At 56.8% G+C, this 22,690-nt stretch carries 13 protein-coding genes; 7 read left to right on the forward strand and 6 right to left on the reverse strand.

The features are described 5' to 3' along the window. Nucleotides 1-130: 130 nt before the first annotated feature. Both RBB81_RS08735 and RBB81_RS08740 read right to left on the reverse strand, forming a co-directional pair. Nucleotides 131-1,960 (reverse strand): tetratricopeptide repeat protein, encoded by a 1,830-nt coding sequence (locus RBB81_RS08735; protein ID WP_353073411.1) that lies wholly within the window; start codon nt 1,958-1,960, stop codon nt 131-133. A 16-nt stretch (nt 1,961-1,976) separates the two neighbouring features. Then, complete coding sequence (locus RBB81_RS08740; protein ID WP_179581568.1) at nt 1,977-2,615, reverse strand: hypothetical protein; 639 nt, start codon at nt 2,613-2,615, stop codon at nt 1,977-1,979. A gap of 33 nt (nt 2,616-2,648) precedes the next feature. On the opposite strand from RBB81_RS08740, the gene RBB81_RS08745 reads away from it, so the two are divergent. Further along, entirely contained in the window at nt 2,649-5,165 is a 2,517-nt protein-coding gene (locus RBB81_RS08745) for an MGH1-like glycoside hydrolase domain-containing protein (protein ID WP_179581569.1), read from the forward strand. 338 nt (nt 5,166-5,503) lie between these two features. Here the strand turns inward: RBB81_RS08745 and RBB81_RS08750 are convergent, their stop codons facing one another. Further along, a complete protein-coding gene (locus tag RBB81_RS08750) occupies nt 5,504-6,376 on the reverse strand; it encodes a GNAT family N-acetyltransferase (RefSeq protein WP_183789770.1) in 873 nt (290 codons plus the stop codon). 338 nt (nt 6,377-6,714) lie between these two features. On the opposite strand from RBB81_RS08750, the gene RBB81_RS08755 reads away from it, so the two are divergent. Together RBB81_RS08755 and RBB81_RS08760 are read left to right on the forward strand one after the other, a co-directional pair. Beyond that, the gene (locus RBB81_RS08755) at nt 6,715-7,521 is read left to right on the forward strand and encodes a methyltransferase domain-containing protein (protein ID WP_183789768.1); all 807 of its coding nucleotides are present in this window, start codon (nt 6,715-6,717) and stop codon (nt 7,519-7,521) included. Between the two features lie 282 nt (nt 7,522-7,803). Beyond that, the gene (locus RBB81_RS08760; RefSeq protein WP_183789767.1) at nt 7,804-8,205 is read left to right on the forward strand and encodes a hypothetical protein; all 402 of its coding nucleotides are present in this window, start codon (nt 7,804-7,806) and stop codon (nt 8,203-8,205) included. Nucleotides 8,206-8,252: 47 nt separating this feature from the next. On the opposite strand, the gene RBB81_RS08765 is transcribed toward RBB81_RS08760, so the two are convergent. The 3 genes from RBB81_RS08765 to RBB81_RS08775 all read right to left on the reverse strand — a co-directional run bounded on the left by RBB81_RS08765 (nt 8,253) and on the right by RBB81_RS08775 (nt 13,275). Continuing rightward, entirely contained in the window at nt 8,253-10,052 is a 1,800-nt protein-coding gene (locus tag RBB81_RS08765) for a glycoside hydrolase family 13 protein (protein WP_353073412.1), read from the reverse strand. Between the two features lie 26 nt (nt 10,053-10,078). Next, a complete protein-coding gene (locus RBB81_RS08770; RefSeq protein ID WP_353073413.1) occupies nt 10,079-11,929 on the reverse strand; it encodes a glycoside hydrolase family 13 protein in 1,851 nt (616 codons plus the stop codon). Between the two features lie 140 nt (nt 11,930-12,069). Next, on the reverse strand, nt 12,070-13,275 hold the full coding sequence (locus RBB81_RS08775; RefSeq protein WP_353073414.1) for a GntR family transcriptional regulator: 1,206 nt from the start codon (nt 13,273-13,275) through the stop codon (nt 12,070-12,072). 520 nt (nt 13,276-13,795) lie between these two features. On the opposite strand from RBB81_RS08775, the gene RBB81_RS08780 reads away from it, so the two are divergent. The 4 genes from RBB81_RS08780 (at nt 13,796) to RBB81_RS08795 (ending at nt 22,648) form a co-directional block, all read left to right on the forward strand. Beyond that, entirely contained in the window at nt 13,796-17,440 is a 3,645-nt protein-coding gene (locus RBB81_RS08780) for a TonB-dependent receptor domain-containing protein (protein WP_353073415.1), read from the forward strand. A gap of 194 nt (nt 17,441-17,634) precedes the next feature. Beyond that, nucleotides 17,635-18,612: a tetratricopeptide repeat protein gene (locus RBB81_RS08785; RefSeq protein ID WP_348641591.1), complete on the forward strand. Its 978-nt coding sequence runs from the start codon at nt 17,635-17,637 to the stop codon at nt 18,610-18,612. A 218-nt stretch (nt 18,613-18,830) separates the two neighbouring features. Beyond that, on the forward strand, nt 18,831-20,609 hold the full coding sequence (locus RBB81_RS08790) for a tetratricopeptide repeat protein (RefSeq protein WP_183789757.1): 1,779 nt from the start codon (nt 18,831-18,833) through the stop codon (nt 20,607-20,609). Nucleotides 20,610-20,773: 164 nt separating this feature from the next. Next, complete coding sequence (locus RBB81_RS08795; protein WP_246373590.1) at nt 20,774-22,648, forward strand: CRTAC1 family protein; 1,875 nt, start codon at nt 20,774-20,776, stop codon at nt 22,646-22,648. Nucleotides 22,649-22,690 lie beyond the last annotated feature (42 nt).

Genomic DNA, 22,690 nt, shown 5'->3' on the forward strand with positions numbered 1-22,690 from the left:
GACGCTCTCTTCGCCGTGGTAATTGTAATCACAAAATTGGAACGGGTTGAAAGAGTCTTGAAATCGGTACACGGTGCAGCGAAGCCTAGCCTCCAGAGAAAAAGGCTCAGTTGCATCTGTGGTACCGGCTCTATGGATGAGCGGAAGGAACCTCACCAGCGGAGGAAGTATTCGCGAGAAGCTTCTTGGCTTTCTGCCGCTCAAGCGCAGCATCGGCGCTTCGTCCCTGTCTGTCGAGAGCGTCGGCCAACGCGGAGTGTGCCTCGCTGTAGTTTGGGTCTGCTTCGACTGCGGTTTGCAATTGAAATATCGCATCCGCGGTCTTGCCTTGCTTGAGGAGTGCCTTGCCGCTGTCGAGGGCAAAGTTGGCACGTTGTCGACTGACAGCGATACGGCTGAGGGATGCGGCTTTTTTGCGTTCGGCTGCTGCGCCTTCAGAGTCTCCCTGCTGGCTGAGGATGGCGGCGAGGCTGATGTGTGGACTGGGCTGGTTGGGTAGAAGATCGATGGCGCGTCGCAAGGCTGATGCGGCCTTTTCGGGATCGTTATTGTTTTTGTAGACATTGCCAAGGAGCGCCCATGCCTCACCGTTGTTGGGGCGTAGCGCGGTGGCCTTCTCGAGTTCGGCCTGAGATTCTGCGAAACGTCCGAGCTGCATGTAGAGTACGCCGAGCGTGTAGGGCGGATCAGGCAACGTGGGATCGAGTTGCTCCGCGCGAAGGAACTCCGCGACCGCTGCGGTTGGATCGTCTTTCAACTTCAGGGCCAGTCCAAGATCGTAGTGGAGATGTGAGTTGTCAGGTTCGATCAGGAGACCTGCACGAAACTGCTCGATGGCGTGGTTGAGATCGCTCTGTTGAAGATACGCAACGCCGAGGTCTTGGCGCAGGGTCGGATTTTTCTCATCCAGTGCAAGGGCTCGCAGGTAGAAGATGATGGCTCCCTTTGCGTCGCCTGTCTGTACGAGAGCGAGTCCGAGGTTCGTGAGTACGGCAGAGTCCTGGGGTCGTGCGGCGGCGACCTGTTGAAAGAGAGGTATAGCTTCACGAGGATTGTCATTCGCTTGCAGGGTGAGGGCGAGTTCGTATTTGATATCCGTCGACGCAGGATCAACGGCCATCGCATGTCGCAGTACCGTGATGGCCGCGTCTTCCTGATCGCTTGCAAGTAAGGCACGACCAAGTTGCAGTGCATACTCGACATTTTCTTTGGACAGGTTATTCGCTTTGGTAAGCTCGCTGACCGCGTTTGCGAGGTCCCCTTGATTTAGAAAGACGGAGCCAAGGTGATAGTGCGCGGCTGCGAGTGATGGCTCTAGTGAGATAGCACGTTGAAACTGGACCGTGGCGTCACTATAGGTCTGTTGTTGTGCGAGGATCGTGCCTAGACTATCGTGCAGAGCCGCGTTGTCAGGCGAATTGTAGAGAGCCGACTCCAGCTGCTTTTGCGCGGTGGCTGGCTCTCCCGTTGCCGCGAGGGCGGCGGCGTAGGCGATGGAGGCTTGGGGCGTGAGCGCCTGTGACGCATCGCTCTTTGCTCCGTCGAGGAGTTGAAACATCTGCATTGATTTCTGATATTCGCGAAGCTGAGAGTAGGTGATCGCCAAGTTGAGTGAGGCATCAGAGTTCTGCGGATCGAGTTTGTGGGCCAGTTCGAGTTGGTCCACCGCGTATGCGAGATTTCCCTCAGCAAGTAGTACAGTTCCGAAGGCACTGTGGCCGGCGGCAACCTCGGGTGCAAGTTTTACGACTTTCGCAAATTGGATGTGTGCTGAAAGTAGGTCGTTCTGACGATATGCTGCGGAGCCGGCACGAAACGCTTCTTCGGCTTCCTTTACTCTGTCGGGTGGGGCGGTCTGTGAAGAAGCTGCCGGCGTGGTGGCGGTTTGTGCCCGCGCTAGCGGAATGATCGTTGCGAGGACGCTGCACAGCAGAAGCGAAGGTGTCTGGAGGAGTTGCATCTCAGCCCGATTGTAATCATGGATGGAGGGGAGTGGGGTTGCTGGTCTGAGCTGGGGCCTGCGCAAAGACGGCATAGTCGCGGCCGATGTAGAGTCGGTATCCGGTGCTGTCGGGCCCTGGCAAGATTTGCAGAGGAGTTGGACGGCGGAGGGTGGCGTCTTTGGCGGAGGGGACGGAGAAGAGATCGTGGCCTCCGATGTCCATGACGACGAAGGTACTGCCAGCCACGAAGCCGCAGCCATATGCTCCTGGCTGGAGCTGATGACCTTGGATGTCGATGGATGCCTCAGTGATTAGATAGGCCTGATATTTCTCCTGGACCGAACTTGAGTAGCCTGCCGTATCCACCAAGGCGACTAGGAGAAGCGCGTCCTTCGTGAATTGCACTCCCCCAGAGTTTCTGGCTTGAATGGGCGCGCTCTGACCTCGAAAAAAGACCGTGGCAGGCAGGAACTGCGCTGCTTCTGTGGCGGTCAGAACTCTCGTTCCGATCACAGGGGTCGAATCGTTCTGATATGGGCCAAGGGCTGGAGGCGCTGCGTGTAAAGAAGGAGCTGCGATGCTAAACAGCAGGATGGAGCGCAACGATTTACGGAGCATGAGCGGCATCTTATCAGTCGCGTCGGACTTCGTCGTGAGAGAGCGTGCCAGCATGTAGACTGGTGATCTTTTGGAGAGGGAGACACCATGCGGGCTGCTTTTTCTTTGGTCGCAATGCTTGGCGGGATCGCGGCCGCCCAGACTGGGGCTTTGCGGCCGGTCGATGCTTTTCCGGTGAACGAAGACGGGCTAGCGATTCAACGTCATGTTGAAGCAGGAAAGCCATTTACTGTGGCGGGATCGCGCGGCGTCATGCCTGGACAGCAGGAGGGGACGTTTGAGGCTTGGATACTGCCAGTGAAGTTGCTGAGCCACTTCGCGATTCGAGCTGATGTGGAGGGCTATTCGGTACCGATCGACCTGAATGCAGACGCTGCTGAGATCGGGGTGTTCCCCGATCACACGGTGATTACGTATTCGCATATAGCCTTCACGGTAAAGCAGATTATGTTTGCGCAGGACGATGCAGAGGATGGTACAGGTGCGGTTGTGATGTTTCAGATCGATTCGACGCGGCCGATGGATCTGACCTTCAGCTTTACGCCGGAGATGCGGCCTATGTGGCCACAGCGTAGCCAGGGGGTTCCATCTGCGGAGTGGGTGAGACGACAGGATGGCGGGTTTTATGTGCTTCATACGGACTTTCCTGACCTGGCGGGGGCTGTGGCGATGCCGAACACGCAGCCGGGGATTCTCGCTCCGTATCAGGAGAAGCCCAAGTTCTATCCGCTGGAGCTGAAGCTTCATTACGACCCCAAGCGAGATACGAATCACTACTTTCCGCTATTGATGGCGATGGGAAATACCGTCGAGACGGCTACCAACGGCATGCTGCAAGGGAAGCTGGAGCGATTGAATGCGGAGTTGCCGCAGATCTATGCGAAGCACGCGGAGCGATACCGGCAGATGGGAGACAGGCTGACGGCGATTCGCACTCCGGATGCCGGGTTGAACGATGACTTCGGTTGGGCTGAGATGTCGATTGAGCAGTTGAGGGCGAAGGCGCAGCCTGGCGGCGAGATCGGGTTGGTCGCGGGATATTACTCGTCCGGAGACTCGGCGAGGCCCGGCTTTGGCTGGTACTTTGGGCGTGACAGCTTGTATACGCTTTATGCGGTGAATGGCTTTGGCGACTTTGGGTTGAGTCGCGATGAGCTTGAGTTCCTGATGAAGCGGCAGCGTGATGATGGGAAGATCATGCACGAGTATCCGCAGACCGCGGCTTACTTTGACTGGAAGGATTTCTCTTACGCTTATGCTGCGGCTGATTCGACGCCGCTGTTTCTGACGGCGATGCTGGACTATGTGCAGAGCAGCGGAGATGTCAGTTTTCTCCGTGAACATCGGGAGGTTGTTGAAAAAGCGTGGCGTTTTGAGACGACGCATGACTCCGATGGTGATGGCATCTATGACAACTCGCAGGGTACCGGGTGGGTGGAGAGCTGGCCGGGTGGGATGCCGCATCAGGAGGTTTACCTCGCGCTGCTGGATCAGCAGGCTTCGGTTGCGATGTCGAAGCTGGCTCGTTTGCTGGGGGATCAGGCGACGGCTGACTCCGCCGCAGCGCGGGGTGTTGAGTTGGCGAAGAAGATTGAGGCGGAGTATTACGATTCGGCGCGGCAGGCTTATGCCTTCAGCCGGAACGCTGATGGGACTCTTGATCGTACAGCTACGGTTTATCCGGCGATTGCGTGGTGGAATGGTGGTGAAGGGCTGGCTCATCCAGGGGCGAGCTTTCGACGGTGGGCTTCGCATGATTTTTCTACCGACTGGGGTCTGAGGGATGTGGCGGAGAGCGATCCTTTCTACGATCCGATCAGCTATCACCAGGGATCGGTCTGGCCTTTGTTTACCGGGTGGGCGTCGGTGGCGGAGTATCGTGCGGGACATCCGCTGGCCGGGTATGCGCACCTGATGCAGAATGCCGATCTGACTACGGCGCAGGACCTAGGCGCGGTGACGGAGTTGCTGTCGGGTGCGTTCTTTCAACCTTTCGGGAGGAGTACGAGTCATCAACTCTGGTCTTCGGCGATGGTGATTACTCCGGCGTTGCGTGGTTTGTTTGGTATTGAGGTGGATGGGCTCTCGAGTTCGCTTCATCTTGATCCGCATCTGCCTGCGGATTGGGATCATGCTGCGGTGGATCGGCTTCATGTTGGTGGATCTGTTTGCTCGCTGGAGTACCAGCGTGAGGCGCGCGGCCTGGTGGTGAAGGTGAGTACGCTCTCTGGTCCTGCGGTTCGGCTGGCCAGCGCGGTGAAGGGTTCGCGGGTTTCGGCTGATGGTTCGTCTGTGGTCTTTGCGTTGCCGGCGATTGAGGTTGCCGTGCCGCATGGGTTGCCACTGCCGGGAGCGCGGACGTCGCAGATGAAGGTGCTGAGTGAGGTCTCCGAGGCGCACTCGTTGAAGCTGGAGCTGGAGGCTGATGCGGGGACGGTTGTCGAGCTGACGGTGCGGCGTAATGAGGCCAAGCTGGGGCTCCATGTTGAGGGTGGGACGATCGTGGATGCTGCCGCAGGTAGGGGTGCCGGGTTGGAGAAGCTGATTGTGAAGTTTCCCCAGGGTACTGGCTACCAGCAGAGTGCTGTGACCTTGAGCTGGTGAGGGGTACCCCTGGGGGGTATCTCCGTGGAAGTCATTTATTCTGAGTCGGATATGAAATTTTGGATTTGCAAAATCGTCATACCAAAAGGGTTATCGGTAAATTCTTCTTTCTAAAGGGTTTTATGGGTTAAAACGAAAGAACCCGCTGTGGGAGCGGGATCTTTCGCTGTATCTATCTAAGTAGAGCTTTTGGGGTGGAACTAATGCGCCACGCGTAAGTACTTGCGTTGGATGTAGTTGAGTGCTTCAGGGGCTTGACAAGTTTTTAGCCCGTCCCCACGGCGATTCTTTCAGTGCTGCCAGGGTTCTCGATGGGTCGCGCCGGTGCTGGGTGGAAGTTAGAACAGGATGGACGGCAACCACGCGCCGGCAGGATCGTTATACAGCCCAGTGCTCATTAGCGTCATGGGCTGAACAACGCGGAGACCATTCTGCAGGCACCACCGCAGCAACGCGCTGTTGCGGGAGGGGACGAGGATCCCGGGACCGGCAAAGGAATCTGCCGAAGAGATTAACGCCTGCATATCCAGATTCGTCTCAGCAGTGGAGTGGCCAAAGTGGGCGAGATGGGTTGTGTATCCAGTAACGCTTCCTTCTCGTTCGACCACAAGGGCTGTGCCATCGGAGATCGCCTGTTCCAACTCGAGGGCACGGTTGAAGCCATGAACCCGGTGAGAGAGAGAGTCGCAGGCAGCCTGATCTGCCGGTGTTGCAGAACGCACATGGCATCGCGGGATGTTGCGTTCGCGAGTCCGCCCCTGCAGACAGCAGAGGGGCTCACGGACGTCGAAGCCGAGAGAGATGTACAGGGAGAGGGAGCGGTTGTGAAAGGCTGCTTGAACCAACCGGACTCCGGCGGCGCCTCGATCGCGGGCGCGATCCATCACGGCCTGCATCAGCAGACGGCCAACCCCCATATTCTGTACCGCTGGGTCGATCGTGATGGGTCCAACACCGCGGATGATGGAGCGCTCGTCCAGGATGTTGCTGCCGACGATCCGGCCGTCAATCTCTGCTACGACGCAGTAATGGTCAGGGTCTGAAAATACCGAGGAGATGAGACCCGTCGCTACCTCAGGTTGGGGGATGTCGGGTGGAAAGCCGTGAGCGGTGTTGATCGCGGCGAAGGCGTCGTAACAGATCTGCCCACAGGTTGCGACATCCTCTGCTGTAGCAGGCCTGACAGCGACAGACGTACCGTTCGATGGCATTGTGAAACGCACCTCCCAGTTTGGTGCGAGAAGTCTACCAGTGCGGCATTCCGCGTAGGCGCTAGCAGGAGTAAGGTCGTTGTTACACGCCGGATTGGGCGACCTGAACGCGCAGCTGTGAACCGTCGGCTGAGGGCATGGGGCTGTACTCGCCACATAAAAACCGACGTTGCCGAAAACCCGACTTTGCGGGCACTAAGGATTACCTCCGGTTTGCCTTTCACTTGTACCTAGTCAGGCTCGTTTGGCTTTACGTGCTTTTGAAAATCCCAAAGTAGGTTGCTAGTCTGTTAGCCAATTCATCCACCAATAGAAACAGGTTGAGGAGGATCTCTAACGTGTCACAGAAAGTGGATCTCTATGACAGTGCGTATGGAAATTATGTGTCGGATACGTACCGACAGGTGCGCATCGAGACCTACGGCGAGGATTTTGGACAAACGAGCTGGGTTACAACGGAAGAATCCAACGAAATCCCCCAACTGCTGGACCTGAGACCCGATTCGTTTGCGCTGGAAGTGGGGTGCGGTTCGGGTGGCTATGCCTTGCACCTTGCGGAGAAGATGGGCTGCCGCCTCGTCGGGTTAGATATTAATGCACTGGGAGTTCGCAATGCAAACCAACTTGCGCTGGCAAGAGGCCTTGGTTCAGTGGTCCGTTTTGAGCAGTGTGACGCTTCGAAAAATCTGCCTTTTGACGACGGTAGCTTTGACGCTGTGTTCTCGAATGACGTTTTGTGCCATCTTCCAAGACGTCCTGAGGTGCTGGGTGAGATGTTTCGCATACTGAAGCCCGGCGGACGGATGCTGTTCAGTGACGCTCTGGTAGTTGGCGGATTGCTTTCCAACGAAGAGATCGCCACGCGCAGCTCGATTGGCTTTTATGTGTACAGTCCGCCCGGAGAGAATGAACGACTCATCGAGCGAGCAGGGTTTCGCCGGCTCCGCGTAACCGACACAACCGAGGGTGCGTCCCGGGTGGCGAAACAGTGGCATGATGCACGGGAGAAAAGGAAAGAGGAACTGGTCGCAGCGGAAGGCAATATCAACTTCGAGGGGCTGCAGCGGTTCCTGTCCTGCGTACATACCTTAACGGGCGAAAAGCGCCTACTGAGGTATCTGTACTTTGCGAATAAAGACTCGTGAGATATTCGGCCAGTGTTTACTGGACCTCTGCGATCCAGGTTGCGTAGGGGGCCAGGGTGATTGATTTGGTGAGGGGGGCGCGAGAAGTCTACCAGCGCGGCATCCAGCGTACACGCAAGCAGAGCAAGTTCAGCTGTTGCTAAATCGTCGATTTACACGCGAGGCGGCCGATCCTGAACGCACAGATGTGAACCTTCGCTGAGGGCATCGGTCTGTTCTCGCTAAATGAGAACCGAAGTTGCCGAAAGCATTGGTCCGGAGACGCTTCGATAATATCGAGGTATGGACGAATTCTTTCTTGCGTTGCTTTCTGCCGCTGCCGAACTGCTGTACGAGGTGTTCTTTCAGGTTGTCACGGAAGCGTTAGTTGCTTTCATCGTACGATCAATTCGAAATGTGCTTAAGGAATCAACCGCCATCAATCCGATCCTAGCTGCCATAGGCTACTTGTTGCTGGGCATCGCCTTCGGGATTGCGAGCCTTTTGCTCTTTCCACACCCAATATTTCACCCATCAAAGTTTCGCGGAATCAGCCTGTTAGTCAGTCCCGTCGTTACAGGTTTGGTGATGTCGCAGGTGGGTATCGTGCTTCGTCGAAAGGGCAAGCAAACGGTTCGGATTGAGAGTTTCGGATATGGATTTGCGTTCGCCTTTGGCGTGGCCATCGTTCGCCTCCTCGTTTGAGGGTAAGGTAGGCCGATTTGTAAAGCCGATTGCATTTCGGCCAGTGTTTACTGGACTTCGGCGATCCAGGTTGCGTAGGGGGCGAGAGTGATTGGCTTGGTGAGGGGGGCGCTGTTGATTGCGGGGTCGTTGGTTTCGAGTGTTGCGGTTGCGCCTTTGGTTAGTCCGAGGGCGGCGTAGTCGTACTTCAGGGTTTGGGGTTTTTCGGAGAAGTTTAGCGCTACGAGGACCGATGGCTTGCCGGGTGGGCCTTGGCGAAGGTATGAGACGACGTCTTCGTTGGGGTTGAGCATCTGCATGCTGCCTTCGTAGAGGGCAGCGTTGGTGCGGCGGAGTTCGATGAGGCGTTTGTACCAGCTGAGCATGGACTCGTGATCGGGAGACTCGATGGCGACGTTGACGGTTTTGTAGTCGGGAGCGACGGGAAGCCAGGTGGTGGCGGCGGTGCTGAAGCCTGCGTTCTGTGTGTCGTTCCACTGCATGGGGGTTCGTTCGCCGTCGCGGCCTTTCTGTTTTGGCCAGCCGGTGATGCCTTCGGGGTCTCTAACGTCTTCGATGCGAGTGGGAGTTGTGGTGACCATGCCGATCTCGTCGCCGTAGTACATCTGCGGCGTGGCGCGAGAGGTGAGGAGGAGGGCAGCCATCATGCGGGCGATGCGTGCCTTCATGGCGGGGTCGGTGACGCCTGGACTGTAGCGGTCCCAGATGCGGTCCTGGTCATGATTGCCGAAGAAGAAGTAGGGCTGGCCGTGGGCTGGATTGTTCTCGACCTCTTTGAGGAGTTCGCGGAACTTTGGTGCGGAGAGCTCGTTGACGTCGGCTACCTGAAAGTCCATGGGGAGCTGGACCTCATCGTTGTTGGCGCCGTACATCTTGGAGAGCTCGAGGATGTTGGGTTCGTCGGCTTCGCTGATGAGCACGGGATTGCCGGGGTACTCGTCGACGACTTTGCGCATCTCGCGGAGCATGTCGTGAACTTCGGGGAGATTGTCGGTGTACTTGTGGACGATGTTGGGATCGCCGAAGGCGTTGGTGCCGGGCAGGATGGGGTCGTCGTGGAGATCGGGATCTTCGAAGAGGCGTGAGACGGCGTCGATGCGGAAGCCGTTGACGCCCTTATTCATCCAGAAGCGGAGGACGTCCATCATGGCCTTGACGACTTCGGGGTTGCGCCAGTTGAGGTCGGGCTGCTGGACGTAGAAGTGATGGTAGTAGAACTGCTTCGTGGTGGCGTCGTACTCCCATGCGGAGTGGCCGAACCAGCTTTGCCAGTTGTTCGGCGGGATGGGTTTGCCGTCGGCGGTGAAGCCCTTGGGGTCGCGCCAGATGTACCAGTCGCGTTTGGGATTGTCGCGGGAGGAGCGCGACTCCTTGAACCATGCGCTCTGGTCGGAGGTGTGGTTGGGGACGTAGTCCATGATGACGCGGATGTTGCGGCGCTTGGCTTCGGCGGTCATGTGCTCGAAGTCGGCCATGGTGCCGTATTGGGGGTCGATGGCGACGTAGTCGGCGATGTCGTAGCCGAAGTCGATCTGGGGCGAGGGGTACATGGGGCTGATCCAGATGGCGTCGACGCCGAGTTGCTTGATGTAGTCGAGACGCGAGGTGATGCCTTTGATGTCGCCGATGCCGTCGCCGTCGGTGTCCTGAAAGCTGCGGGGGTAGATCTCGTAGATGACGCCGTGCTTCCACCATGGGTCGGCTGCCGTGTTTTTTTGATCTGCTGCGGGGGGGGCGTGTTGAGCGGTGCTCTGCGCATGTGCGCTCGGTATGAGAGCACCGAGCGCAAGGGCTGCATAGAGGAGATAGTTCGTGATGCTTGAGGTGCGAAACCGCGGTTCGTTCACTAGCGACCCCTTTTGCCGTGCTGGTGTTATTTGTTGGAGCCGATCTGTCCAATCCATGAGGCATACGGCGGCAGTGTGATGTTTTGCAGGCTGGTGGTTTGTTTGAGACCGGGTGCATTGGTGAGGAGCGTGTTTACGGTATTGCCGGAGACCTTCGCTTTGCTGGGATCAAGTGAGATTGTCTGGGGTTGATCGGTGAAGTTGAGCGCCACGACGATTGCAGGATTGCCAGCGACACCTTCGCGAACGTAGGAGAGGACGGATGGGTTCGACTCATCGAGCATCACCTGTTTTCCATCGCGGAGTGTGGGGTTGTCCCTGCGCATCGCAATTAACTGCTTGTGCCAGTTGAGGAGCGAGTCGGGTTCGAGCTCTTCCGCCTTCACGTTGATGGTTGAGTAGTTGGATGGGACGGGAAGCCATGTTGTGGAGGAGCTGCTGAATCCGGCGTTTTTTGAGTCGTCCCATTGCATGGGTGTGCGCTCTCCGTCGCGGCCCTTCTCTTTCGGCCAGCCGGTGACCCCGATGGGATCCTTTACGTCTTCTTTGCGCGTGGGCGTGGAGGTGACCATGCCTAGCTCTTCGCCGTAGTACATGAGGGCGGTGGCGCGTGAGGTGAGGAGCACGGCGGCGAGGAGCCTTGCGATGGCCTGATTGTGATCGCCGTTGCTGTAGCGATCCCAACTGCGGACGTTGTCGTGATTGTCGAAGACGAAGAGCGGTTGAGAGCCATTGAGCTGGGTCTCGGCTTCGTTGATGAGTTTGCGAAAACGTGTGGCGTCGAGCTTGTCGTGGTCACCGTGGAAGCCGAGGAGCATATCCATGGGGAGTTGCAGCTCATCGTGCCGGGCGCCGCCGTACCACTCATTGAGCGCGGCGGTGTCGGGGAGATAGGTCTCGCCGATGAGGACGCGGTTGCCGGGGTATTTTTCTACCATGGCGCGCATGCGACGGATGACTCCGTGGACCTCGGAGAGGTTGCTGGTGTAGATGTCTTTGAGGTTGGGATCACCCTGGGCATTTATGCCGCCGGCTTCGGGCTCGTTGCGGAGTTGGGGGTCTTCGAAGAGGGTGGGGATGGCGTCGAGGCGGAAGCCTGCCACGCCGCGGTCGAGCCAGAAGCGCATGGCGTCGAAGCAGGCTTTTTCGACGGCGGGGTTGCGCCAGTTGAGGTCGGGCTGCTGCTTGTAGAACTTGTGATAGTAGAACTGGTGAACTGCCGGGACCCACTCCCAAGCGGAGCCACCGAAGCCGGAGATCCAGTTATTGGGCGGTACGCGGCCTTCGTGTTCGAAGCGCTTTTGATAGGCGGTGACGTTGGGGCCGTTGGCGGGGACGCCGTCGTTCCAGACGTACCAGTCATGCTTGGGGTTGGTGCGGGAGCTGGCGGAGTCGATGAACCACTGGTGTTTGTCTGAGGTGTGGTTGAGGACCATGTCCAGAACGACGCGAATGTTGCGCTGTTTGCCCTCGGCGATGAGGCGGTCCATATCGGCCAGGGTGCCGTACTGCGGGTCTACGGCCTGGTAGTCGGAGATGTCGTAGCCGAAGTCGACCTGGGGCGAGGGGTACATAGGCGCGATCCAGATGGCGTCGATGCCGAGGCTTTTGAGGTAGTCGAGCCGCTGGGTGATTCCGTTGAGATCGCCGATGCCATCGCCGTTGGAGTCCTGAAAGCTGCGGGGATAGATCTCGTAGAGGACGGCATGCTTCCACCAGGGGCCGTCGTTGTGCGCGGCAGCGGTTGCGGTCGATGGCTGCGGTGTCTGACCTAGTGCGATGCTTCCGGAGGTCCAGAGCGCGCTGGTGGCAAGGATTGCGAGGAGAGGCAGCCAGCTTGAAGATGATGCGTTGCGATGGCGTAACTTGGTGGTCAAAACAGCCTCCGGGGAGTTCGCAACACTATAGCATTTGGGATGCGGGTCGCGACCGATCGACATGGCATTTTGGGTGTGGGCTGTGGAGCGGAAAATTTCGCGGCATGGGTTGAGCGCACCGGGTTTAATTGGCGGCAGATCTATGAAAGTTTGTGGTTGGGTGAGGGATGGGTTCCGCAAGAGCTGCGAAGAACGGTTTTCGTCTGCAAAAGGATGTCGCGTGTGGGGAGATCGGGTTTCTCCAGCCGCTGGAGCATTGTTGCAATGGCCATGGCGCCGATGTCGGCACAGTTCTGATGCTGTGTGGTGAGTGGCACGGGCAGGAGGCTCGCGTATTTTACGTCGTCGATTCCGACGATGCGGATCTCGTCCGGGACGCGTATTCCACGAGCGGCGAGGCCCTGCATGATGCGGGCCGCGGTGATGTCGTTGGCGCAGACGATTGCGTCGGGGTGGCAGTCTTTGAGCAGAGTCTGGAGGAATTGAGGATCTTCCGGATCGCCGAGGCGTACGAGGTCCTGTTGCGGGTGGATTCCGCGAGAGAGGAGAGCCTCTCGATAGCCGGCGATTCTTCCGTGAACGGTGGAGGCAGAGAGGCGCCTGGCGACAAAGACGATGCGTCTTGCTCCATGAAGGAGCAGATGCTGCGTGATGAGGAAGCCGGCACTGCGATTGTCGATGCCGACGAGGTCATATTTTGAACGCAAGGGATAGGGCGCGAAGCACCGGTCGAGCAACACGACGGGAATGCCTGCGCGATCGAACGCAGAGGCGATGCGTCGGTTGACGATGTCTTTTTCCGGAGTGAATTCGAGCGGCGCGAAGAAGACTCCGGAGACTTTTTGCGCGATGTACTTGTGGCAGAGCTGCTCGGCCTCTTTCTGCTGCTGGGCTAACTCGCCCATGGAGTGTCCCCACAGGAGAGAGTGGGGTTTGGAGAGAGGCGACCGCATCATGCCGTTGCAGATTGGCTCGAAGATCTCGGTTCTCCCGAGATCGGGAATCAGTAGACCGAATACATGATCGGTCGAGGCGATGGGAGCGAGCACGTGGGTGCCTGAACCTGGTCGTCGCGATACGAGGCCCTGCAACTGGAGTTCATGGACGGCTTTGGCCACCGTGATACGTGAGGTGTTGTAGCGCTTTCCGAGTTCTGCTTCGCTTGGGAGGCGATCACCGCGACGAAGCGTCCCCGCTTTGATTGCGGAATGCAGATCTTCAAGGACCTGCCGGTACTTTGGCATGACGGGAGGAGCAGGAGACTGTTTCCTGCTAGCGGAGCTTACTTGTGAATCGGCGACTGTCGGTGGTCTGGTCTCGATTCGGCGGCCCTGATCGTTCTTCATGTAATCCATTCCGAGAGGGTTCGGTTTGAGGATCTGTCGATAATGTATAGACAAATCTTTCATCAGACGAATGCGAGCTTGATTTGGTGATCGGGAGGTGGTCAACCTTTCGGTTGATATTTAGCTGCACCCCGAGGCCCATTTGATTTTCGTCGATGCGGGATAAGTTGTTATTTATCTGCGATTTGACGGTCGATTACTCAGGGCTAGGTGGGATAAATCCCGTTAATAGGTCTGACCACTTTACCCATTTTTGCCCCGTCCGTTCCTTGAGGGTTGCTTTGTCAACAACTTGCAAATATTTACCGATCAAACTCGTTGACATCTTCTAGAGCTGTCGGGTATTTTTCGTTGCGATTCAAAGGGCCAACTGTTTCGGATTGTACGCAGGCGATGTTTACCTGGTGTCCGTTAAAGATTTATGCCGCTAGCGACTTTGAAGTGATGTTCGGCAGCAGTTAAAGGATGATTGATGATTGCCAACAGTAAGCAAACGTGAAGCACTTTTTGGAGGTTTGAGATGAGATTTGTGACGCGCGTAACAGTCGGGTTGCTCTTTGCCGTGTGTGCTCTGGCGTCTTCGCCGATTGCATATGGCCAAGCGGTTTATGGTTCGATCTTTGGATCGACCCTCGACACCACGGGTGCGGCCGTTCCAGGCGCGACGATAACCGTGATCGACGATGCGAAAGGAACGTCGGTCAACGTGCAGTCGAACGCGAGCGGCGAATTTACTGTTGAACATCTCATCCCAGACCTTTACGACGTGAAGGTGAGCGCGCCGGGTTTCAAGGGGTTTGAGCAGAAGGGCATTCGGGTCACTGCAGACACCTCTATCAAGGTTGAGGCGGCTCTGACGGTCGGAGGATCCGATCAAACCATTGAAGTGGACGCAGACGCGATTCCCCAGTTAAAGACGGACCGCGCGGACGTATCCACGACATTCGGGGCGAAGGAGATCACAGACCTTCCTATTCCGGACAGGAACTTTACGAATTTGCAACTGCTGTTGCCAGGGGCACAACTGCTTGGGTGGAGCCATGCGGCGAGTGAAAATCCGCAGGGTTCGAAGCAGATCGAAGTGGACGGCCAGGCGTTTGCCGGAGTCGCTTTCCAGCTGGATGGAACCGACAACCAGGATCCGATCCTTGGAATTATTGTGGTCAATCCAAATTCCGACTCGCTGTCCGAGACGAAGATTACGACACAGAACTTCGACGCTGAGTTTGGCAAGGCAGTGTCTTCGGTAGTGACGGCGCAGACGAAGTCGGGGTCTAACAGCTGGCATGGATCGGCATTCGACTACCGCGAGAGTAACGCGAACCTTGCCCGCGAGCCGTTCTCACAAGGTCCATCCCAGCTTTCGGCGACGAACCCGTTCCCGCAGGGATTGAAGAATCAGTTTGGCGGATCGATTGGTGGAAAGATCATCAAGGATAAGTTGTTCTTCTTTGGAGACTACCAAGGAGTTAGGCAGAAGGTTGGTATAGCGAACGTGCAGACTGTTCCGACGGCGCACCTCGTCTCGACCTGCATTGGCGCGGCCACAACCGTAACTGGACAGCCCGGATGCGATTTCAGTGAATATACTCCGGCAGTCGGACAGCTCTACCACCAGGTAAACGGCCAGTCCGTTGCGTTCGCGAACAACGTTATCCCGGCATCGGACCTGTCGGTGCCGGCAGTGAACTTCTTCAAGCTTCTAGCGCCTTACGCTCCGAATACGGCCGGCTCTCCGGTAGGTGGAATCACTGGTATCAAGAACAACTATGCGGGTAGCGGGACCGGCGGCTTCAACAGCGATCAGTGGGATGTTCGAGGTGATTGGACGGCCAACGATCGGATACATGTCTTCGGACGCTTCAGCCGCTTCACGGATACACTTACCGGTAAGACGATCTTTGGCGCTGCTGGAGGATCGGGGTTTGGCCTGGGTGGTTATGGTGGCACCTCGCAGGGAGCAAACGACAGCGCAGCGGCGGGCGTAGATATTGCCGTCAATTCGAAGTTGGTTACCGACGTTCGCCTTGGCTACTTCCGGTACAACATTGGGACATCGAAGTATGACGCGGGTACAAATCTGGCTACGAACATTGGAGCGCCGGGTTTGAATCTGGGAGATCCCATCACGAGTGGTTCACCGTCGTTTCAGCTAACGGAAGTCGGCAGCTTTGGACCACCGAACAACAGCCAAACTCAGGGACCGCAATACGGTGCCGGGTTGAACGTGGACCGTTGCAACTGCCCGCTGATCGAGCGCGAGGACCAGTTCCAGCTTGCGAACAACTGGACCAAGACGATAGGCAACCACAGCGTGAAGTTCGGCATGGACCTGCGTTATGCACGCAACCTGAGAGTGCCAAGCGACAACGACCGCACGGGTCTTCTTTTCTTCGGTACTGGTCCATCGTCGAACGGGGGTAACGGATCGACCGGACTGGGGTTTGCATCGTTCGCACTCGGCAGCCCAACTGAGTTTGAGCGATATGTGAGTACAACGACAAATGCCAAGGAGTTTCAGAAGCGGGACTTCTTCTACGCCCAGGATACGTGGCGAGTTACTTCGAAGCTCACGGTCAACCTGGGCTTACGCTATGAGCTGTACTTCCCAGAGAGTGTGAACGCCAAGGGAAATGGAGCGCTTCTGAACCCCACCACCGGTTACCTCCAGGTGGCAGGTTATGGCAACATTGGCAGCAACATGAACTACAACCGCCCGGGTAACGCCTATAACCCACGCATCGGCGTTGCGTATCAGGCGACTCCTTTGACTGTAATCCGGGCAGGATACGGACGCAGCTTCGACATCGGTGTATTCGGTTCGATCTTCGGTCACGCGGCAACGCAGAACCTTCCAGTGCTGCAGAACCAGGCCATCACGGCCAGCGGTACGGCTTCTACGTTCGACCTAGCAGTGGGACCACCTTTGGCGACGCCGGTCGCAGTACCAGCGAGCGGTCTGCTGCCGAACCCGGGTTATCAGGTGACTTCGCGCGCGCGGCCAACGACCCTTCGCCTGCCAACTCTCGATGCCTGGAATTTGAGTGTGCAACAGTCGTTCTCACCCACATTGTCGATGACGGTCGCCTATGTCGGCAATAAAGGAACTCATACCTTCGGCGACATTTCGGGTAATACGACCAACCCGAACGAGGCCGCAATCGCTTTACCCTCAAATCAGAGCTTCAACGGTGAGGCACTGCACTGGGATCCGACGCTGCCCAATCTTCCGGGTGGTGTGAGTCAGTATGTCAATGGTGTTGGCCCGGGTGGCGCTGTCAACAACCAGAACCTGCTGCGGCGGTACTACGGCGGTAAGCTGGCGGCCTGCGCCGATCCGAACTATTCGCAACCGACTGGGCAAGGCCTCGCTCCGGGCGCTTGCGGATGGAGTAACGATGTAACGGATTTCTCGGACAATCTCGATACGCACTACAACGCGCTGCAGGTAACGGTGGCAAAGACTTATGCCCACGGTATTTCGCTCAATGCAAACTATGCCTGGCAGCAGGCACTTAGCGACTCGGTAAACTACTCGTCCTGGGACAAGCATATCGTTGCGGGCCGCGACGGCGCGCTGCGTCAGCAGCAGATTATCGTCTACGGACTGTTCGAGTTACCGTTTGGCAGGAACAAGCTGTTGCTCTCGAACGCGAACCGAGTGGTCAATCAGATCGTGAGCGGGATCCAGATCAGTCCGGTGATCAACTACTCCAGCGGCTTGCCGTTTACCTTGACCTATTCGACCTGCAGCCAGCAGGTTCCGTCAGATGCGCCCTGTCGAGTGAACGGCGATACTCGCCGTTTCCACTCCCAAGAGACAGGAATCCCGGGTAACAACCTGTTGTTTTACCAGACTTATAATATCGATAGTGGCAACGGGCCTTTCTCGCGACCGGGTCTCGACCAGATCGGCAATGTGGGACGGAACACGGTCTTCGGGCCGCATTTCTTCAACGCTGATCTGTCGATTCAGAAGAACTTCCTTATTCGTGAGAAGCTAACCTTCCAGCTGCGAGCGGATGGCTTCAACGCCTTCAACCATATCAACTGGGGCACACCTGGCGGCAATGTGGACCAGGGAGGCTCGATTACGAACGGACCCTTCCCGAACAACTCGGCCAATCCGAGGCAGTTGCAGTTCTCTGGGCGTTTCCAGTTCTAGACCTAGCAGGGATTTAAAAAAGGGGGAGCTACGGCTCTCCCTTTTGTTTCGGTTACACTCGGTCCAGATCTTCTATGCGTCACGTGCTTAAAGTAGTGCTATCGGGCTGCCTGTCTTTCTTTGCGGCACAATCCCTGCCATTTGGACTTGCACAGAGTCCGACACAAACTTTACCTGCAGCACCGGATCCTCTGGTGTCCTCACCGGGCGCTGCCGCTGTTGAGGCTACACCAAGTCTGACGCAGCTGCGCGCGATGATCGATCGTGGGCTGGCAGTAGATGCTCTGAAGCAACTGGATGTGCTGGCTGCGCAACAGCCGGTGCCGACGGGCGTCAATCGGTTGCGCGGTCTTGCTCTGTACTCGACCAATGACTTTACGGATGCGGACGTTGCGTTCGCGAGTGCCTTGAAGCAGGATCCTCATGATGAAGAGTCGGCGCAGTTGCGAGGGCTGACGTTGTTTCGGATGGGGAGACCAGCGGCTGCGATCCCCTTTCTTGAATCTGCTTCTAACTGGACGTCGCAGACCAGAGTGGACCCCAACTATGTGCTCGCTCTTTGTTACATCGATACCAACCAGTACGACAATGCACGCCGGGCGTTTGCGACGCAGTATGGTTTCGCAGCTGATTCGGCTCCGGCCTATCTTCTGACTGCGCGAATGCTGCTGCGTCGGGACTATCTGATCGTGGCGCAGCAGTTCGCTACAAAGGCGCTGGAACTGGAGCCGCAGTTACCGCTTGCGCATTCCCTGCTTGGCGAAGTTGCGCTGGCTGGGGAGCACCTGGATACGGCGATTGCGGAGTTTGAGAAGGAACGGCTTCGTAATCCGCTCGATGGGAGCATCTATGACAGGCTGGGTGACGCTTATAGCCGAGCCGGGGACTATACGAAGGCGCAGCAATCGCTCCAGCGTGCGTTGCTGCTCGAACCGACCACGACGGGACCGTATATTTTGCTGGGGAAGGTTTTGCTGAAGCGGCAAGATCCGGCAAGCGCGGTGATGTACCTGGAACGGGCCGAAAAGATGGACTCTAGTAACTACATCACACACAGTCTGCTGGGACAGGCGTACCGGTCGCTAGGAAGGGCAGAGGACGCGAGTCGAGAGACCGAGGTCTCGCACAAGATACAGGCTGCGAACGAACCTAAGCTCGAGACACTTCATTGAAGTTGGAGCATTCTTGTCAGGAACAATGCCGAGGCGGGTTTCGACGCGGACGGGTCTTCGTCTCTCGCACTGCATGGTGGGTAGGAGGCGAGTCTGGTCCGTCTTTGATTATCAATACGGAGCCGCTCGGCGTTCGAAGATCATCCGATCAGGTAGTTCGGCATTGGCGAAGGACAGGGGAGTCTTCGAACAGATAAGATCGGGGTCGCTACAATCCCATGGATAAGCTTCCACAAGACGGGCTCTTTGTCGCGAAGGCGATGTTAATTGGCTGGATGGCTCTCTCGAAGGTTGCGTTCTCGCAGGAACCTTCGGCGGCGTTGAAGAAGGCAGATGCAGCGTATCGGGCAGGGCAGGCTGCCTTGGCTCAAAAGGATTTGAGTGCAGCACAGGCCGACTTCGAGCAGGTGGTCCAGTTGGCTCCGCAGGCTGAGCAGGGGCACAGCGCGCTCGGAGCAGTTTTAGTAAGTCGCGGACAGGTGAAGGAAGGTATTCACGAACTTGAAAGAGCGCTTGCGATAAAAAGCAGTGACAGCACCGCGCAGATGAATCTCGCGATGGCGTATGAGCAGATCGGTTCGCCAGAGAAGGCGATCCCGTTATTTTCCAGATGGGAGGTGGAGGCGCGCCTCGAGAAGCGCCCGCTGCCGTCGTATGTACTCGCCGGATATGCACGTTCTCTTGCAGCGAATCATCAGATCGGTCTTGCTGTCACAAAGATGAAAGCTGCGCTTACGACAGATTCACAGAACGCGGGGCTGCACGACGAGCTTGGTTCGCTGCATGCGCAGCAGAAGGATTGGGCGCATGCACGAGGGGAGTTTGCGAAGGCCATTCAACTGAATCCGAATTTAGCGGTTGCGCATCTGCATCTTGGCCTGGTGATGCAGGCCCAGGGTGACAAGGACGGGATGTCCGAGTTGATGCAGGCAGCGCAACTGGCTCCGCAGGATGCGATGATTGCTCTTGAGTTTGGCAAAGCGCTTGTGGCAGAGTGGAAGGACGAACAGGCGATTCCGGTCTTCCAACAGGCGCTGGAGTTGGAGCCAAACTCTATCGCAGCTTCGTATCAACTTGCTCTCGCTCTACAGCGATCGAACAGGGCACCAGAAGCGATTGTGCTGCTGAGAAAAGTAGTTGCCGCCGAGCCGAACAATGCCGAAGCCATGACTAATCTCGGGATGGCGCTTTGCCAGGCGCAAGAGGCTAAAGATGCTTTGCCGGTACTGGAGCGCTCCGTTGCGCTTGCCCCGGAGAGTGTGACGGCGCATCAGAACCTTGCGGCGGCCTACGTTCAATTGAGCCAGTTTGGCGATGCGGTGGTGGAACTGCGTCGGGCGCTCAAACTGGAGCCTGACGCGCCTCAACTGCACTACAACCTGGGTCTTGCGTTCAAGCTGCAGGATGATGCGGTGGGCGCTATCCCGGAGTTAGAGACTGCGCAGAGGCTTGATCCGTCGGCGCCTGAGGCTCCTTATCTTCTGGGCGTGCTCTACATGCAAACCGGACGGTATGAGGATGCGGCGCGTGAGATGAATGTCTCGCTGAAACTTCGTCCTGAGAATGGAGACGGATGGGCGACGCTGGGTAGTGTCTACGACAAGTTGAACAAATTGCCCGAAGCTACGTCGGCTCTGCGGGAGGCTATCCGGCAACTTCCGGGTCAGCCTGATCCGCACCTGACGCTCGCGGCTGTGCTCGTCAAGCAAAATCAGCCGGGAGAGGCCTCAGCGGAACGCAGGAAAGCAGCTGAGCTTATGCGGAGCAACATGAACCGTCAGCGCGCGGAGGTTGCTACGAATGCGGGGAACTCTGCGCTGAGAAACAACGACGTGGCGAGCTCTATTACACAGTTTCAAGATGCATTGAGCTACGACGCGAATTACGCGGAGGCACATCTTGGTCTTGCGGCGGCACTGGACAGGCAGGGTAAGACCGCAGAGGCGGCGGCGGAGCGTCAGAAGGCTGAGGCAGTGAAGACATTGGGAAATCCCTAATCGCAAGCCAGGAAATCGGCACAGAGCAGATATCAATAGCGACGAACAGCTTGTGTACAGTGGATTGAAGCGTTCGCTATAATTCAGCGCACAGAGGAAGGGATGACTCACTGAGTCTCACCTTTCATGGGATCCGGGCAACCTTGAGAACAAAATTCACTGACTTGAATCGCCGTAAATTTATTCGATCTCTCAGTCGCACTGCTCTCGTGCTGCCGTTCGCAGATATTCTGGCACTGGCTTCGCCGTTGCAGCAGCAGGCTGCGCCCCCGCCCAAAGGCATTGGCCCGCAGGAACGCAGCTATGATGCGAAGGCCGCACCGCCTCCGCCTGGAGAGAAGTCTCCGATAGAGGATATGCCGCTGGGCGTGAGTTTTCTCGACGTTGCGAAGGAAGCCGGTCTTACAAGCAAAACTATCTATGGAGGGGAAGCAAAGAATAAGTATCTGCTGGAGACAACCGGTTGTGGATTGGCCTTTTATGACTACGACAATGACGGCTGGCTTGACCTGTTCCTCGTTAATGGGTGGCGACTGGAGGGTTTTCCGGCGGGGCAGGAGCCGCGATGCCATCTCTTCAAGAACAATCGAGATGGAACCTTCACTGACGTGACGGCTGGCTCCGGCCTGGAGCACAAGACAGGCTGGGGGCAAGCCTGCTGCGTGGGGGACTACAACAACGACGGCAACGATGATTTGTTTGTAACTTACTACGGTCAGAATGCGCTGTACCGCAATAACGGTAATGGAAAGTTTACGGACGTGACACAGCAGGTGGGCCTTATACAGCCTGGACCAAAGGTGCGTTGGAATACGGGGTGCACGTTTGTCGATTATGACCGCGATGGGCACCTAGATCTATTCGTCGCCAATTACGTCGATTTCGATCTGAAGACAGCGCCTCTGCCGGAAGACGGGCCGTGTACCTATAAGGGGATACTGGTAGCGTGCGGTCCGCCAGGACTGGCTGGCGGCAGGAATATTCTGTATCACAATAACGGCGACGGGACTTTCAGTGACGTGAGCGAGAAGTCTGGAATGTGGACCGCCGTTGGGACGTATGGGCTTAGTGTTGCCGCGTCGGATCTGGATAATGATGGTTGGCCTGACATCTATGTTGCAAATGATTCGGCGCCAGCCACGCTCTATTTAAATCAGAGGGACGGAACGTTTCGAGACATCGCGATCGAGGCGGGAGCGGCGCTTTCGGCCGAGGCTAAACCACAGGCGGGGATGGGCGTTTCGATCGGGGACTATAACCACAGCGGCAGCTTCGACATTGTGAAGACTAATTTTTCTGGCGATACTGATTCGCTTTACACCAACATGGGGGATGCGACGTTTGAAGACCATACTTATCCCAGCGGATTGGGCGAGAATACGCGGCTGCTTGGATGGGGCGTCGGCTTCTTTGATATGGATAACGATGGGTGGCTCGATATCCTGATGTCGAATGGCCATGTTTATCCGGAGGTGGACAAGTCAAAGGCCGATCTAAAGTACGCAGAACATAAATATCTATACCGCAATCTGCGTAATGGCCGATTCCAGGATGTTACGAATAAAGGTGGCCCTGGGATACTTGAGGATGTACCCGCTCGTGGATGTGCGTTTGGCGATTACGATAACGATGGTGATTTGGATATCGTTGTGAACTGTATTAACGCGGGGCCACAGCTTCTGCGCTGCGATTCGACACTAAATCGTAACTGGATCAAGATCAAATTAGTGGGAGTGAAGTCGAACCGTTCGGGAATTGGGAGCAGGGTGATTGTTACTGCCACAACGACACCTGATGCGACCAAGCCGTCGAGACAGCTTGATGAACTACGGAGCGGGGGGAGCTATTTTTCGCAAAACGATATGCGGATGCACTTCGGTCTGGATCAAGCCAAGAAGGTAGAGCTGGTGGAGATACGGTGGCTTAGCGGGCAAATAGATCAACTCAAGAATCTTGAGGTGAACCAGCTGTATGTTGTGCAGGAAGGTGGAAAGATCCTGAAGGCGGGCCCGCTGAAGGTGGCGACACGTAAGGGCTAGGGTTTGCGCTTTGCTTTTTACTTTGCTTTTTATTTGACATGG

Source organism: Tunturibacter gelidoferens (genome assembly GCF_040358255.1).
In the GTDB taxonomy this organism is placed as follows: domain Bacteria; phylum Acidobacteriota; class Terriglobia; order Terriglobales; family Acidobacteriaceae; genus Edaphobacter; species Edaphobacter gelidiferens.

Excerpts from the sequence above, each read along its gene's own strand:
- RBB81_RS08750 (WP_183789770.1), bottom strand. The coding sequence starts at position 6,376 with ATGCCATCGAACGGTACGTCTGTCGCTGTCAGGCCTGCTACAGCAGAG.
- RBB81_RS08745 (WP_179581569.1), top strand. The coding sequence starts at position 2,649 with ATGCGGGCTGCTTTTTCTTTGGTCGCAATGCTTGGCGGGATCGCGGCC.
- RBB81_RS08780 (WP_353073415.1), top strand. The coding sequence starts at position 13,796 with ATGAGATTTGTGACGCGCGTAACAGTCGGGTTGCTCTTTGCCGTGTGT.
- RBB81_RS08735 (WP_353073411.1), bottom strand. The coding sequence starts at position 1,960 with ATGCAACTCCTCCAGACACCTTCGCTTCTGCTGTGCAGCGTCCTCGCA.
- RBB81_RS08740 (WP_179581568.1), bottom strand. The coding sequence starts at position 2,615 with ATGCTGGCACGCTCTCTCACGACGAAGTCCGACGCGACTGATAAGATG.
- RBB81_RS08760 (WP_183789767.1), top strand. The coding sequence starts at position 7,804 with ATGGACGAATTCTTTCTTGCGTTGCTTTCTGCCGCTGCCGAACTGCTG.
- RBB81_RS08790 (WP_183789757.1), top strand. The coding sequence starts at position 18,831 with ATGGATAAGCTTCCACAAGACGGGCTCTTTGTCGCGAAGGCGATGTTA.
- RBB81_RS08775 (WP_353073414.1), bottom strand. The coding sequence starts at position 13,275 with ATGAAGAACGATCAGGGCCGCCGAATCGAGACCAGACCACCGACAGTC.